The organism is Oscillatoria sp. HE19RPO (assembly GCF_024220515.1).
In the GTDB taxonomy this organism is placed as follows: Bacteria; Cyanobacteriota; Cyanobacteriia; order Cyanobacteriales; family Laspinemataceae; genus Laspinema.
On sequence record NZ_JAMXOT010000105.1, the window covers coordinates 1 to 15,833 of the forward strand.

Sequence of the window (15,833 nt, forward strand, 5' to 3'; positions counted from 1 at the left end):
CTGCCAAGGGAGTAGAGTTATTATTCAACGAACTGATGAGAATTTTGCACCCGAAACCATAACCCTGTAAAGAAGACAAAAACCCTCTTAAACCATTAAGAGGGTTTTTTTAATAGGTGCTATGCTGACTAAATAGAAGTGCGTTCAGAGAGACTAGCAAACATGAGTGCAGCAGGCACCTCAGAGGAAATCGTATTTGGGACCGATGGATGGCGGGGGATTATCGCCCGAGATTTTACCTTTGCCAACGTGCGGAAGGTGACGAGGGCGATCGCCGCTTATCTGGAAACAGCCTACAGCAAAGATAAGCCCGTTTTAATTGCTTATGACCCCCGCTTTTTGGCCGACCAATTTTCTCGAACAGCGGCGGAAGTCTTAGTAGATTTGGGTTGGACTGTCAAGATGACGGACCGGGATTGTCCGACTCCGGTAATTGCCTATAATGCCCGCCATCTCAATACTGCCGGTGCGTTGATGTTCACCGCCTCCCACAACCCAGCCCCTTATTGTGGCATTAAATATATCCCCGATTATGCGGGTCCTGCTACCCCAGAAATCACCGATACCATTGTGGCCAATATTGCCAAGGCATCGGATGAACCGCCCTCGGGTAAGAATACCGATAAAATTTCCATTTTTGACCCTAAACCCGCTTATCTGGAATTCCTCTACACCTTGCTGGATGTAGATACCATTCGCAAGGCGAAACTCAAGGTCAAATATGATGCATTGTATTCCACATCCCGAGGTTATTTAGACCTCGTTTTAGACCATTGCGGTTGCGAAACTGAAAGCTTCCACACTTGGCGTGATGTCCTGTTTGGGGGAGGAATGCCCGAACCCAAAGGGGAAATGCTGGTAGAGTTAGTGGATGCGGTCAAAAAAGATAATGCCGATTTGGGTTTGGCAACCGATGGAGATGCCGATCGCTTCGGAATTGTCGATGAAAAAGGCAATGTTCTCACCCCCAATACCATCTTGCTCTTATTAGCAAAGCATTTGCTCCAAAATAAAGGCAAAAAAGGCGCAATTGTCCGCACGGTTGCCACCACTCACCTGTTAGATAACCTGGCGGAAAAATACGGTTTAACTCTCTATGAAACCGCTGTTGGGTTTAAATATGTTGGGGAAAAAATGCGGGAAACGGATGTGCTGATCGGCGGAGAAGAATCCGGCGGTTTGAGCATCTTGGGTCACATTCCTGAAAAAGATGGCATTCTGGCTGATATGTTGGTTGCCGAAGCAGTTGCCTTCGCCGGTAAACCCCTGAGTCAATTGGTGGAAGAGGTGATTGCCGAAGCTGGCGGTCCTCTCTATAACAACCGTCTGGATTTACATTTGACGGAAGCCCACAAATCAGCGGTTCTCGATGCTTATCTGAAAAATCCGCCGACAGAAGTTGCCGGAATTCAGGTCAAAGAAGTCGGACGCAAAGATGGGATTAAACTCTATCTTGAAGATGGCGGTTGGATATTGTTGCGTCCCTCGGGAACGGAACCTTTGATTCGGGTTTATATGGAAACCAATTCTCCCGAAAAACTCCAAAAAGTCGGCCAAGAAATGCAGGCCAAAATCGATAAACTAGCCCCGATTGCTGCGTAGTAACCACCCGGGAACGGCGGGGGTTTAAATCCCTGCCGTTTGTTGCTGTAAAAGAGGTGAAAACATTATGCCAATTACCAAACTGATTCCAATCTTAGTGAGTGCGATCGCCGCAATTTGGGTCGTGGCGACTGCCCTGCTGTCGGTTCAAAATGCCACCCCGGTTTCCTTGCAGTTTTTGGGATTTAGTTCGATTCAGCTTCCCATAGGTCTCGTATTAGCAACCAGTACCGCGTTAGGGATGATTGGCGGGGCAATGGCCTTGTCTGTGTTTAGTAAGGGCCGTAATGTTTCCTGAGTCTGAATACTCGGGTTCCATTGCAACAGAATGTAGTGAATTTAACCGCTTGACAAATGGAACAAAATCGGATAAGAGTTTAACTCAATTCCCAAAACCTGACTGCCTTGTTCTGTCCCTTAAACTTTTATATTTAACTGATCTCTCACTGGATTTCAAGTCTCAACCTAGCTCCCTAAAAATCCCTTTAACCTATTTTTAACAAACCATGCACAAAGCCAGATTAGCGCGGCGGTTTTCCTTAGTCCTGTTAGCGACGAGCTTCTGTAGTTCCATGCAGGGGCCAGGATTGGCGATCGCCTCCGAACCTCTCTCAACTTCCTCCATCCCGGCGATCGCCTCCGCGCCGGAACTGAGAATCTGGGAATTCGACCCCTATACCAACGAACTGCAAATTACCGTTCCCGAGGGCGTCACCCCAGACTATTCCATCCTCACCGACCCCCTGCGAATTGCCATCGATATCCCCAATAGCGACAATCCCGTACAATCCAGTGCCGAAAATTATCAAGGGATCGTCCGGGAAATTCGGATTGCTCAAATGGAATCTGGGGTTACCCGGATTGTCATGGAATTTGCACCGGGAGTCACCCTAGACTCCAACCCCGTCACCATCACCCCGATCGGACAAAGCAATCGCTGGGTGGTTCGTCCAGCAGTGCAACTGGCAGAGTCCCTACCCGTTACGGCAACAGCACCGAATGTGGAAACGAATGCGGACCTTCGCACCCTGCCGATGTTACCGCCCTCTGCTGCAAATCAGCCCCCGGGCATTTCCTTACCGTCACCGACCCTGGAATCGGCGGAATTTAACGCCAACTCAGAACTGGAGCAAATGCCCATTCTGAATGTGCCGCCACCGCCACCGCCACCGCAACTTTCGGAATTAAACATCCCCGTTGAGGATGCCCGATCGCAGGAATTAACTGAGGATTTAGACTTTGAATTGCCGGTGGAAACCTCAACTGGCGTAAATAGCACCCCCACAGTTACCGTTCCCCCAGTAGAAAGTGCCTCGGTTCAGGAGGCGATCGTGCAGAGTACCCCCATTCCGGTGAATCGGGAACCGGAAATTTCATCCCCACCGCCCTCTCCAGCTATGGAAACACCCACGGCCCTCAATCCGGAGACCGATGGCATCCTCGCTTTTGGACAACCCCTGCCGACAAACCGGGCGATCGCACCTCGTTCCGAACCCGTAAGCGCTGAAACTCCTCCATCCATGCCGGAGGACGTTGCGGCGAATATCCCTTCTGATGTGTTGCTGTCTTCCGGAACCGTTTTAGTCCTGAACTATCCGGGTTCCGTGGCGATCGCCTTAGAAGATCGCCTCCCCAGACAAGAAGTCCTGCTGGTGTATTCCGACATTTACGATCGCACCGGCCAACTGATTGCCCCCGTGGGCACCCCAGTCATTGGCAGTTTCCAGCGCGATCGGGGCAAAATCCGCTTTCAGACGCAATCCATTGTCCTCAACGGTCGTGCCATCCCCTTCATCGCCCAATCCGAACCCCTCAACGGCAATCGAGATATTTCCGAGAGAAGAACCCTCAGCTACTCCGCAGTTGGGGCAGTTGCTGGGGCCGTCATCGGGGGTTTAGCGGGAGGTCCTCTCTTAGGCGGTGCCGCCGCCGGTGCAGTCACCTCCCTGCTGCGTTCCGAGATCGCCGCCATTGTCGAACCCGGCCAACTTCTCCCGGTGCGTTTAAGCGAACATTGGCGGTAATCATTGCCCCCTGGACCCGATTGGGGTGGGGAGAGAAATCCTAAAAAAGGGGGAGGCGATCGCATCGCCTCCCCCTTTGTCCGGATCAAACTGAGGTACTGAATCAGATTGATACCCAATCCCTCTTCTTAAAAACCCTTGCGGGTCTTGCATTCAAGAAGATTGCATCCGCAAACCCTCTTGAGTCGGGTTTACAATATCTTTCACATCGTCAGACTCCACGGAAATCAACGTAACCGCTTGCTGGAGTGCCTCGATGCGAGTCTCCGTGATGTGGTGAGGGGGTAACAGTTGCACAATCCCAAATCGGTCTAACCGACGTTTAATCGGACCCGCAGCACCGACAATAAAGACTTGACGACCTTTCTCTAGGGCATCTTTAATCACATTTTCGATCGCCAGGGAAGAAGTCACCCCTAACATGGGCACGTCACCCAGGTCTAAAATCAGCACTTCAAAATTATCCACTGCCGACTGTTCCCGGGAGATCGCCTTCGAGACTCCAAAAATCATCGGTCCGCTAATATGGAACAGCAGAATCCGGCCATTTCCTTCTTGCAGCAACAGCTTCTCTTCATCGGTTAAGAGGATTTCATCATCATCATCGGTAATGGCCTTGACATCCTGGGCATGAATATCACTCAGACGTTGGATGGTCAAGAGATTGGCAATAAATACCCCGACGCCCACGGCGACGATTAAATCCACAAACACCGTCAGCGCAATCACCCCGTACATAATTAACGCTGCTTTCACCGAAACGCGGTGAGCACGTTTGAGGAAACCCCAATCGATAATATCAACCCCCACCTTGAGGGCGATCGCGGCCAACACCGCCATCGGAATATTTTCCGTCAGACCCGCTGCCCACAAAATCACCACCAGCAAAATCCCTGCACGGGTTAAACCCGACAATGCAGTTCTGCCTCCGGTTTGGATATTCACCACCGTTCCCATCGTCGCACCGGCACCGGGTAGTCCTCCAAAGATTCCCGAAACGATATTACCAATCCCTTGTCCGATTAATTCTTTATCCGAGTTATGGTGAGTGCGAGTCAAACTATCGGCAATCACAGAAGTCAGCAGGGAGTCGATACAACCAAGCATCCCCAAGACAATGCCATCAATCAGCATTTCCCGGAATTCCGTGACGGTAAACACCGGCATATTTAATTGCGGCAGTCCCATTGGAATAACGCCAATCGTCCGAATATCCGCATTGGAGAAAAATACCAGGGCAGCGACAGTTCCAACAATTAATGCCACCAATTGCGGGGGTACGATCCGCTTAAATTTGGATGGCATGAAGAACAGAATCCCTAAGGTCAAAAAGGCTAAAATCGCTTCGGGGACGTCAATATTCGTCACAAACATTGGCAGATTCCGAAGGGTTCCGAGCACTCCTCCTTTGCTAACATGACCTAAAAAAGGTCCGATTTGCAGCACAATCAGAATCAAGCCAATTCCCGACATAAAGCCGGAAATGACGGTGTAGGGCATCAGGGTAATGTATTTACCCAAGCGAAAGGTACCGAAGAGAATTTGAAAAAGTCCGGCCAGCATGACGACAGTAAAGGCCATCGCCAATCCGTTCTCCGGATTTTTGGCAACCAGGGAGGCAATGATCGTCGTCATGACCACGGTCATCGGTCCGGTGGGTTCGGACATCAGGGCCGGAGTTCCCCCAAACAACGATGCAAACAAGCCCACGCAAACGGCTCCATAAAGACCCGCTATGGGTCCGGCACCGGAGGCGACCCCGAATGCCAGGGCCATCGGCAGGGTCACGATCGCCGCCGTTAGACCGCCAAATAGATCCCCGCGCAGGTTTCTAAAATGGATCTCATTAAATATACTCATCATTTGGCTATAAATTAGAGCTATTGAGCCGCCCTTTCAATAAATTGGATCTTCTAATCATATAGGAACCGGAATTCTTAGCAAGGGGTTGGGCGCATAAAAATCAAAGTTTTTGATAGGTATGATTACAATGACCCTAAATCTCATGCAAAAAAAAAGCTGCCAGACCTTGACCAGCAGAGGGTTGGGGATCAACGGTTCGCGACCTTTACCCCCTGATCTCCTATCAATTTTGCAGTGGATTGGTTCTATCCTAGGTTTACTATAAAGAATTATCAATGGTAAGTATTTATAACGGTCATCAATCCTGAATCTGGACCCATTGTGGGGAATCCCAGGGGGTGGATGAGGAACCCTGAAAATGCAAAAGGACGCGGAGGGTAATCCGCGTCCTGATCGGCAGCAATATTCAAAGGGTTACCCCAGTGCGATCGCCCTAAAAGCGTTCGGTTTCTGGGGGTCTGCCTCCAGAACCCTGGAAAAACAGATTTCCCGCCGCGTCATTCTGGTAAATGCAACTAATGTCTGGGGTATTTTCCAATGCGCCGGTGAATCCAAAGGTATTCATGCGATTTTTACAGTCACGAACCTGATCGTTAGTGACCAGTTTGCGTTGTTCTAGAATATTCCAGGTATTGGTCCGCAGTACGCACCCCGGCTGCATTTTGGGCTGGGAGATATAGACATTGAAGGGATTAAGGGTGACGAAGATGCGAGTATCCATCACCATCGCACTGGCTCCATATTGAATGCAGAGTTCCGGGTTAGGGGCGCTGCGATCGATGACTTCCCGGGACGCTACGTTTTCTGGACTGAAGTTGGCGGTAGAGCTAAAAGCAATACCAATCCCGATTCCCAACACGAATACCCCAGCTAAAATCGCCAGGGAGGTGTAGTTAAAGGGGGATGAGGCTTTTGGTTTTCGATACATGGTCTTGGGTGGGTTTAAGACGTTGGTTTGGGATGGGTGGGAGGATCTCTATCTATTAGTATGCCGAATCTGACTGCGAGATGGCTGTTCCTCAACGGTGCGATCGCCCGAACATTCCTCCCTTCTCCCCATTTCCATCCGGGAATCCCACCCCCCGGGGACCCGACATCAAGGGCCAACACCCCACAAACACCCTCTTCCTCCCCTTCCCCACGAACCCCCACTCCCAACCGGCTGTATTTGCTGCATTTTTTTTACGCAGGTCAACAAATGGTAAAATTTGAAAAGCCGAGGGCTAATTATGAGTCTCTTAAAAAAATATTAAGGTTTGACCGAAAAATCGGATGAATGCTAAATTTTTATTTTATTTTTACAAATTTTAACGGTAAATTAAACATAAGTAATGTCACAATAGACTTAAGCGAGTTGATTGGCTACCTCAAAGATTTCACCGTCATCTGCAAAACAGCTTATCTGTGGAAGTCTTGGCCGGGAAAGGCTGGAAGACTTATGAACTTCGATAAAAGTTCGTAAGTTGGGCGATATGCGGGCTGAAATTCTTCGGATATCGGTCAACTTTTGTAAAAATTTTAAGCAAAAACATCACAGGTTGTCAATTTATGAATTGACGGGTTTGATTATGGAAAAACATCTTGTAAATTTAACACTAAAATTGGTATCTGAGCGAGTTGATTACGTTCTAAAAACTCATCCTTACTCTCTCTATAAAAACGTTCTTGACTGCTCGGATTTTCAGTTAGAACTGGTTGCGTACATTTTAAATCGAGTCCCTAGTTTGTATGTCGTCACCGGGGAGGAGCGCCCTGAGATCCGATTGTGCTTAGGGTCCTCAGAACAGTTCCATCTGGAAGGGTTAATTCATGAAGGTATCCACGCTATTCTACCCAAGGTGTTGAAAACTCCACCCCAAGAATTTTGCGATCTTCTCAAGTCCTCGAACTACCGCAGTAAAGACAACAAATCCAAACCGAGTCAGGGAGAAAGTCAGGAATCCTGCCAGTGGGATGAACTGGCAATTTACGCTCGCTCCAAGTGGGTTGAACAGCATGGGATGCCGATGCAATAACTCCATCATCTTTGGATTGGGGTGGCATAGTGGACTGTCCTGTTGAAGATAGAAACCTGATGCAACCGGGAATGCCAGAAGTTCGTCTGGACTTATAAAGAGGTTGTGACACCGCAATCAAAGATTCAGGTTAAGCGGTCGATCGTGCAACATTTCTTAAGAAAATAGAGCCACCTCTTGTTTTTGCATCTCAATCCGGTAACGATGTCCTAGAGCGCCCAGTAAAGGGAAGACAACCGGGTTTCTGCAACCGATTTGTTGCTTCTCAAGCAGAGATTTTTTGAAGAAACCTGTTGGGTTGTCCCTGGAATCTAAAACTGTGCCGATGCTCAAAGCAGGCATTGCTTCTCAAGAAAAGTCACCCTAATGAGAGAGCATAAAGTAACGGGATATTCCGGATGGGGTATTAGCAAAGGGCGAAGGTATTCCCTCGTCGATCGCGCTCGCCCTCCAAATCCAAGAAAACAGACCACCGAAAATCCTTTGTGGAGAGAGTGGGGTGAAATCGCGCCCAGGGTGCATGACTTATGGATTAAAACCGTCATCTAGGGACTGACTCCCCAGATCCCGGGATTTAATTCGACCCCGGGCGGACACCGGAAACGCAGGTTATGCTTGGGAAGATTTATTATAGATTAAATGTGCTAAGGGCTTGCGAATTATGACTCACTGCATCAATCCCGATTGCCAAAATTCAGACAATACCCATTACGCTGACCATTGTTCTAGTTGTGGGCAACCGCTGCTTTTAAAAAGCCGGTACCGCTGCTTGGAACTCCTGGGTCAGGGAAAATATGGCCGCACCTTCTTGGCGATCGATGAAGATAAACCCTCGAAACCTCGTTGCGCGATTAAACAGTTTTTCTCCGGAAAAACCGACCAGGCGATCGCCCAATTCCGAGGGGCTACTCCTGGATCCCCAAAAGCATTGACCTCAGAACTCATGCTTTTGGATGAATTGACCCAGCATCCGCTGATTCCCGAACTCTATGCTTCTTTTGAAGATAATGGCAGTCACTATTTAATCCAAGAATATGTGGAAGGCCAAAATTTAGCCGCTGAACTCGCTGAAAGTGGCCCCTTTAATGAGAAAAAAATTCGTCAAATTCTCACCGACGTTCTGCCGGTGTTGAAATTTGTTCACAACAGTTTGTTGATTCATCGGGATATTAAACCCGAGAACCTGATTCGTCGCCGCAGGGATGGCAAAATTATTCTGGTTGATTTTGGGACCATCGAACATCCGACTGGGATGAGTGCGATCGCCTCCACCAAGGCCCTGGGGTCCGCAGAATATGCCGCCCCCGAACAAACCAAAGGCCAAGCGGTTCCCGGAAGCGACCTGTACAGTCTCGGTGTCACCTGCTTGCATCTGTTAACCGGACTGCCGCCCTTTGATTTGTACAGCATTAAAACGGAAAGTTGGGTCTGGTCTGAATATCTCACTCAACCCGTCAGTTTGCAGTTAAGCCGCGTTCTCGATACCCTGGTGCAACGGGATATCAAACAGCGCTATTCCTCCTGTGCTGAAGCCCTCAAAGCCCTAAATGCGCCCAACTTAGAAGCGGTATTACCCCCCCCCAACAAACGGGTGGCTACCTTGGTGGGGGGAGCAGCGATCGCCGTCTTGTCCATGACCCTCGGCTATCGGACTCCCACGCCGGTCCCGGTCAGTTTCCAGCAGAAACCCGTGGAACTCGCACCGCCACCGCCACCGCCTCAGATGATGTACCGGGTCAAACATCCGGAGTTGTCTTACAAACTCCCGGCATTGCGCGAAGAGTCTAGCTATTCGGTGTCTAAAGTCGAACCGATGCGGACCTTGGCGATCGCCTCGGGACCCGTCTGGTCCGTCGCCGTCAGTCCCGATGGCAGCACGATCGCCTCCGGCAGCACCGATGGCACCATTCAACTCTGGCACGTGAGCACCAATAACGTTCGCGTTCCCCTCCGCATTCTCAGCGGTCATTCCGACCCGGTATGGACCCTAGCCATTAGTCCCAATGGCCAGTTCCTCGCCTCCGGCAGTGCCGATAAAACCATCAAACTTTGGGACCTCAAAACCGGGGAACTGCTCGGCACCCTCAAGGGCCACAAAGCCGGAGTCTTCTCCGTCGCCTTCAGTCCCGATAGTCAAAGTCTCGCCTCCGGCAGCTTCGACAAGAGCATCAAAGTTTGGCGACTCCATGCCAACAACTATTCCGGACTCGCCGGTTCCGAAGTTCGCAGCTTCATCGGTCATTCCCAAGAGGTCCAATCCGTCGCCTTCAGTGCCGATGGTCAAACCCTCGCCTCCGGCAGTACCGATGGCACCGTCAAACTCTGGAACTGGCAAACCGGCAAACTGATCCGCACCCTGTTGGGACATTCCGATGCCGTCTGGTCCGTCGCCTTCAGTCCCGATGGCAATACCATCGCCTCGGGAAGTTGGGATAAAACCATCAAACTCTGGGATTTCAGCAGTGGCCTCCCCGTCCGGACCCTCAAGGGTCATTCCGAACAGGTTCACTCCGTCGCCTTTAACCCCGATGGCCAAACTCTCGCCTCGGGAGACCTCGGTGGCACGATTAAGCTATGGAAAATGGACACAGGTTCCCAAGTCGGAACCCTCAAGGGACATTCTGATTGGGTGGGGGTCGCCTTTAGCAAAAGCGGCAAAACCCTAGTCAGCGGCAGCTTTGATGACACCATCAAACTGTGGAAAGTCAATCCGTAGTCAAATTTCAGGGCGTCGCTTCCCGTTTGAATTTTTAAACAACGCGATTGGGTGTACCGAACAAACCCCAGTCGCGTTTTTTCTCCGGTTTTACTCCCTAATCACAGGTACCAACCCAGTTTCAGGTCCTAGGACGCCGGTATCCTAGGGATTAGAAACCTGGTTTCTGCTCCTTGGCATCCAATCCGGTCCCGGCATCCTGGACCACTGCACTCGGCGATCGCCGGGTTACAAATCACAGCCTCCGGTCCCAAAATCCTATACAATCGATAAAACACCGTCCGGATCCATTGAGTGCATCCCGGTTTTAGGCAGGTAAAACCCTATTGTTCAGTTTATATTGTTTTTATCTTGAGTCTTGAGTCTCAACCCCAAATCGATTTGAATAGAGAGGTAGGCGAGCATGATGACCACTGAGGAAATAGGGTTAGTGTTAGTAATTGACGATTCCTCCACTAACCTAGAATTGTTATCCGATCTTTTGACCGAAGTGGGCTATGAGGTCCTCTTGACAAAACAAGGTGCAAAAGGAATTGAACTCGCCAAAAGTCATCCGGTTGATTTGATTTTACTGGATATCATCATGCCCGAACTGGATGGCTTCCAAACTTGCAACATCCTACAATCTGCTCCCGAAACCCATGATATTCCGATTATTTTCATGACCGGCATTTCTGATGATTTAGAAAAGGCCAAAGGTTTAGGAATAGGAGCGGTTGATTATATTACAAAACCTTTTTATAAAGATGAAATATTAGCTCGAATTAAAATTCATATTAAATTGTGTCGATTAACCCGAGAATTAATCCACGAAAAACAATCCCTTGAACAACGAGTGGAAGAAAGAACTGCCGAACTCTCTCAAATTTTGGCCGAACTCCAAAAGGCTCAACTCCAATTGGTCCGGGGTGAAAAACTCTCTTCCATCGGCCAATTAGTGGCGGGAGTCGCCCATGAAATTAAAAATCCCTTGGGGTTTATTGCCGGAAATATTGATATCGCGACCGAAGGGGTTGATCATTTAATTGAATATTTGGAACTGTATCGAGCTAAATTTCCGGATACCGGAGAAGAAATTCAACGCAAAGGCGTAGAAATTGATATTGAGTATTTGTTAAAAGATTTACCCAAAATGCTGGCTTCCATGAAAGTGGGAACCGATCGCATTTCTAACCTCAGCACTTCCCTGGGAACCTTTTGCCGTTCTGATACCAGTGTGAAAGTCTTGGCGGATATTCATGACGGACTCGATAGCACCTTAATGATTTTACAGCATCGCCTCAAAGCCACTCCGAACCGCCGAGAGATAAAAGTGGTTAAAAACTATGGGGAAATTCCTCGAATTCGCTGCTATCTCGGCCAGCTTAATCAAGTGTTTATGAATATTATTGCCAATGCCATTGATGCCTTAGAAGAGGGCCTGGGAAATGCTGTTTTGTCTCCCGATTTAGCGCCGCAAATTACAATTAATACCCAACTCAGCGCCGATGGTCAACAGATTGTGATTCAGATTGCCGATAATGGTCAGGGAATGACTCCGGAAGTGAAATCCCAAATTTTTGATTACTTATTTACCACCAAACCTGTGGGAAAAGGGACAGGGTTAGGGCTATCTATTTCCCTTCAAATTGTTAAAGAAGCTCACAATGGCAATTTGACCTGCTATTCTGAATTAGGGGTGGGAACTGTATTTGAAATCCAGATTCCCCTGGATGACCCGGAGGCGATCGCCTGCTGATCAAGTGGGTTTGCAATTCAAAAGCAGGCGATCTCAACCGTTCCCCGTGCCGTGAATCAAGAGTTGCTTGAAGACAGACTCTAAATGGGTCAGACCCCCTCCAAGATGGGTTGCAGATATTCCCAAGATTTATGCCGTTCGTCCGATCGCCTCCGGGTCAGGGCGATCGCACTCTATCCGCCTTCCTCACCAGGCATCATCCGACTGAGAACCCCACCCCAATTCACCCCATTAAATCGGAACCTCTTGCTGTAAGTGGATTCGCTGTAACAGTTGGGTGGCATCTTCCGAGGATAAGGGACGACTGAAGAAATAGCCTTGAATTTCTTCACAGTCTAGCATTCGTAGGCAATCGACTTGTTCTAAGGTTTCCACCCCTTCGGCCACCACGTTTAAATCCAACCCATGTCCCAAGGCAATCACCGCCCGGGCGATCGCAATATCTGCCGGTTCTTCAGTCAAATCCTTCACAAACGAACGGTCTATTTTTAACGTATGGAGGGGAAACTGTTTGAGATAACTCAAAGAAGAATATCCCGTCCCAAAATCATCCAGGGCAATATTCACCCCCATCTGTTCTAACTCCCGTAACAACTTGCGGGTAAAGTCCACATCCAGCATGGCGGCAGTTTCCGTAATTTCCAGGGTTAAATACTCGGCTTTTAAGCCGGTTTCCTCCAAAATTTGAGCAATTTTTTGGACTAAATTCGGTTGTTGGAATTGCCTAACAGAGAGGTTTACAGCTACAGGTATCGCGGATAACCCCGATTCAATCCAGGCTTGATTTTGACAGCAAGCTGTCTTCAAAACCCATTCTCCAATGGGCATAATTAACCCCGTTTCTTCGGCAATGGGAATAAATTTTGCGGGGGAGACTAAGCCCAATTCCGGATGGTTCCAGCGGATTAATGCCTCCATCCCCTTAATTTCTCCGGTTTTAATATTCACCTTGGGCTGATAGGTGAGCATAAATTCGCTCCGTTCTAATGCCCGGTGTAGTCTGTTTTCTAAGTCTAATAACTCACTGGCCAAAACATCGAATGAAGGGGTATAAACTTCATAAGTATTTCGGCCTTTTTCCTTGGCCCGGTATAGGGCAGAATCTGCGTGTTTGATGAGGGTTTCTCCATCCTCTCCATCGTGGGGATAGAGGGCAATCCCAATACTGGTACTGATATGAAGGGGGTGATTTTCGATGGAAAAAGCTGGCTTTAAGGTTTGGATAATCTCTTCGGCAATCTGGGTGGCGGCGACCCCAGAAGAAATTTGGGGAAGAATGATGGTAAATTCATCTCCCCCCCATCGGGCGATGATATTCTGGTCTCCCAGGGTGGCTTTTAGTCTCGCGGCTACCCCTTGTAATAATTTATCTCCGATCGCATGACCGAGGGTATCATTAATGGTCTTAAACCGATCCAAATCCAGGAACATCACCGCCACTGGACTGCCCGTATTTTGGGCCTGTTTCAACACCTCCTTTAAGCACTCATTTAATAAATTTCGGTTGGGTAAATCCGTGAGAGAATCGTGAAAAGCTTGATAGCGAATGTGCTGTTCAGCGCGAGTGGCATCGGTGATATCCCGAAAGCTAAAAACTCGTCCCACGGTACAATCCCCAACCCTCTGCGGGCGAGAATAACACTCTAAAATTCTCCCTTCTTTAAATTCCAGGGTATCCCAAAATTCCAGATTCGGAGAATCCCGCCATTTTCTAATTTGACAGAGGCAGTCTTGGGGCTGTTTTAACTGAGGCAATAAAATTTTCAGCCCTTGCTTAAAGGTTGCTTTTTCCAGCCATGACTGGGAAATTTGCAATAGATCAATGAATTTCTGGTTATAGCTGGTGATTTGACCATCCTGGTCGATCGCAAAAATTCCATCGGCTGTAGATTCAAGGGTCGCCTGTAATAAAGACAGAGATTTTTCCAACTGTTCTTCGGCTTGTTTGCGTTGGGTGATATCCTCTACTGTGCCTTCGTAGCCAATAATTTTGCCCTGCGGGTTGCGAATAACCCGGGCATTTTCTGAAATCCAGATGATGCTCCCATCTTTACGATAAACCTGAGATTCAAAGTTCCAAAAGGCATCACTTTTTTGGAGAAGATGGACGAATTGGGTGCGACGATTTTTCTCTACATAAACTTGAGATTCAATATTATTGATGGTGGCGATTAGTTCTTCCGGACCATCATAGCCATAGATTTGGGCTAACATGGGATTAGCGGTGATGTAACGTCCGTTGAGGGTACTTTGAAAAATTCCTTCTACGGCATTTTCAAAGATGCTGCGATATTTTTGTTCGGCTTGCTTTTGTTCAGCTTGAGCCTGTTGGAGTTCAATCAAGGTTTGTTGGAGTTCTTCACTGCGTGCAGCGGCGATCGCACTCAGGTATCGTTCTCGTTCGGCTTGTTCCCGTCTGGCATCCATGATGCTGAGGGTATGGGCATTCCACCCGATCGCAATCGCTAACAAGATGGTATTAAATACGCTTAACAAGGCAATCCCCACCCCGCGATCGTAGAGATTCAATTGCGTACCTTGGAGAATTAATCCCCCGAATAAAGGAGGAAGAACTAAGGCGGCGATCGCCTGGGGTTGCAGGAGGAGGCGCAAGGTGCGATCGCTGGTCAATAAGGCAACAGGTCCCCGGTCCGGATTTGCTAACAGAATTCCCACGGAAAGTAAGATAAAGCCTATACTCGTATGCAATGCCATTTCGGTACTGCGTCCGAGACCATAAAAGGCCGAAATCCCATACAGATAACCGAGTAATCCTAAAAAGGCGATCGCCCAAGCGAACACACTCAAATACTGGGCAATCCGATAGCGTTTTTGTTGGCAAAAAACCAGAGCAAAACCCAGCAATACAAAATTAAAAGCTGTATTAGGAGCCATCCGCCCCGGCATGGAAGTCCCCACGGCATTTGCTCTTTCTTGAAAGAGCCATTGATCAATGCCAAAATTGACATTTAAGATATATTGGAGGAGGGTCAGCACTCCCATTAGAATGCTTAAGTAGGATAAAGTGGGCAGGATTAATGCCGCCAGATGAGCCAGAGGTTTCAGAATGCCTATACTCCTCTTATTCAGGGTTTTTAGCCACTTGCGCTGCGGTAATTTGTTTCTGTATTGGTATTTTTTTTTACGTCCTAATTGCCACAGAGAAAGGCCACATAGAATAAAACTAATGGCGGTATTGGCTTTCATCGTCACGAGCCCAGGCCAAACACTTTTGAGGACGGGAATATTGAAAATCCAACCCAACAGAACAATCAAACCAATCAGGGTCACGGCAATACTCATTCCCTGAGACACAGATTGCAGGGATGATATCTTACTGAAGGTTGTAGGGGGTTTGGAATATCGAGGTATCATGTCTAGTTGCCCGCCTCTATATTGAGTCAGCATTCTCTAATTATCCTTATTTTTCAGACTAAATTTACTCTAACTTCAAAAAGCGGCGGTCACCCCTCTCCTGTTGTAGACTTTAACGGATCCAGGTATCCGCATTTCTGTAGTCTATTTTGCAGTTTTTATATTTTTTTTATGTTTTCCTAAAAACCACGGGTCAAGGTCACCCCTTTGATTAAAGTTATGCTGGAGCAAACCCATGACTTGATGTAAATAATATTGGGCGTAATCGCTCACCCATAAAGGGTTAATAGAACGGGCAATTTAGGCCAGAACATTCTCGGCTAAAAATTCCCATTTTTCTGTTATAAAATCAAATCGAGTTAGGGGATTGCAAAATATAAATCCTCCAAACTTTCAACTGAAAGGAAGCTATGTGTCGGAGTAAATGCTTGCGCCCTCCGGAGGGCGCAAGCATTGCGCCCCTACATTGACGGGGCTACTTTGTTGATCTACGAACGAAC

The 15,833-nt window shown here is 48.3% G+C and carries 10 protein-coding genes; 6 read left to right on the forward strand and 4 right to left on the reverse strand.

Annotation, left to right across the window (positions count from 1 at the left end):
- The first annotated feature begins 162 nt into the window (after nt 1-162).
- From NG833_RS10570 to NG833_RS10580, 3 genes are all read left to right on the forward strand, one after another.
- Nucleotides 163-1,602 carry a phosphoglucomutase/phosphomannomutase family protein gene (locus NG833_RS10570; RefSeq protein WP_254565253.1) on the forward strand — a complete coding sequence of 480 codons (1,440 nt, stop codon included), beginning with the start codon at nt 163-165 and terminating at the stop codon, nt 1,600-1,602.
- Between the two features lie 67 nt (nt 1,603-1,669).
- The gene (locus tag NG833_RS10575; RefSeq protein ID WP_254565254.1) at nt 1,670-1,900 is read left to right on the forward strand and encodes a lipopolysaccharide assembly protein LapA domain-containing protein; all 231 of its coding nucleotides are present in this window, start codon (nt 1,670-1,672) and stop codon (nt 1,898-1,900) included.
- 208 nt (nt 1,901-2,108) lie between these two features.
- Nucleotides 2,109-3,626 (forward strand): AMIN domain-containing protein, encoded by a 1,518-nt coding sequence (locus NG833_RS10580; protein ID WP_254565255.1) that lies wholly within the window; start codon nt 2,109-2,111, stop codon nt 3,624-3,626.
- Nucleotides 3,627-3,779: 153 nt separating this feature from the next.
- Here the strand turns inward: NG833_RS10580 and NG833_RS10585 are convergent, their stop codons facing one another.
- Both NG833_RS10585 and NG833_RS10590 read right to left on the reverse strand, forming a co-directional pair.
- Nucleotides 3,780-5,486, reverse strand: coding sequence for a SulP family inorganic anion transporter (locus NG833_RS10585; protein ID WP_254565261.1), 1,707 nt, complete (start codon nt 5,484-5,486; stop codon nt 3,780-3,782).
- A 436-nt stretch (nt 5,487-5,922) separates the two neighbouring features.
- Nucleotides 5,923-6,417 (reverse strand): DUF3172 domain-containing protein, encoded by a 495-nt coding sequence (locus NG833_RS10590; RefSeq protein ID WP_254565256.1) that lies wholly within the window; start codon nt 6,415-6,417, stop codon nt 5,923-5,925.
- 640 nt (nt 6,418-7,057) lie between these two features.
- Between NG833_RS10590 and NG833_RS10595 the strand changes: the two genes are divergently transcribed.
- On the forward strand, nt 7,058-7,504 hold the full coding sequence (locus tag NG833_RS10595; protein WP_256555905.1) for a late competence development ComFB family protein: 447 nt from the start codon (nt 7,058-7,060) through the stop codon (nt 7,502-7,504).
- A gap of 156 nt (nt 7,505-7,660) precedes the next feature.
- Here NG833_RS10595 and NG833_RS10600 read toward each other — a convergent pair whose 3' ends face one another.
- Nucleotides 7,661-7,846 (reverse strand): hypothetical protein, encoded by a 186-nt coding sequence (locus NG833_RS10600; protein ID WP_254565258.1) that lies wholly within the window; start codon nt 7,844-7,846, stop codon nt 7,661-7,663.
- A gap of 319 nt (nt 7,847-8,165) precedes the next feature.
- On the opposite strand from NG833_RS10600, the gene NG833_RS10605 reads away from it, so the two are divergent.
- The gene (locus tag NG833_RS10605) at nt 8,166-10,220 is read left to right on the forward strand and encodes a serine/threonine-protein kinase (RefSeq protein WP_254565259.1); all 2,055 of its coding nucleotides are present in this window, start codon (nt 8,166-8,168) and stop codon (nt 10,218-10,220) included.
- 406 nt (nt 10,221-10,626) lie between these two features.
- Nucleotides 10,627-11,958, forward strand: coding sequence for a hybrid sensor histidine kinase/response regulator (locus tag NG833_RS10610; protein WP_254565262.1), 1,332 nt, complete (start codon nt 10,627-10,629; stop codon nt 11,956-11,958).
- Between the two features lie 231 nt (nt 11,959-12,189).
- Here NG833_RS10610 and NG833_RS10615 read toward each other — a convergent pair whose 3' ends face one another.
- The gene (locus NG833_RS10615; RefSeq protein ID WP_254565260.1) at nt 12,190-15,273 is read right to left on the reverse strand and encodes an EAL domain-containing protein; all 3,084 of its coding nucleotides are present in this window, start codon (nt 15,271-15,273) and stop codon (nt 12,190-12,192) included.
- Nucleotides 15,274-15,833: the final 560 nt, after the last annotated feature.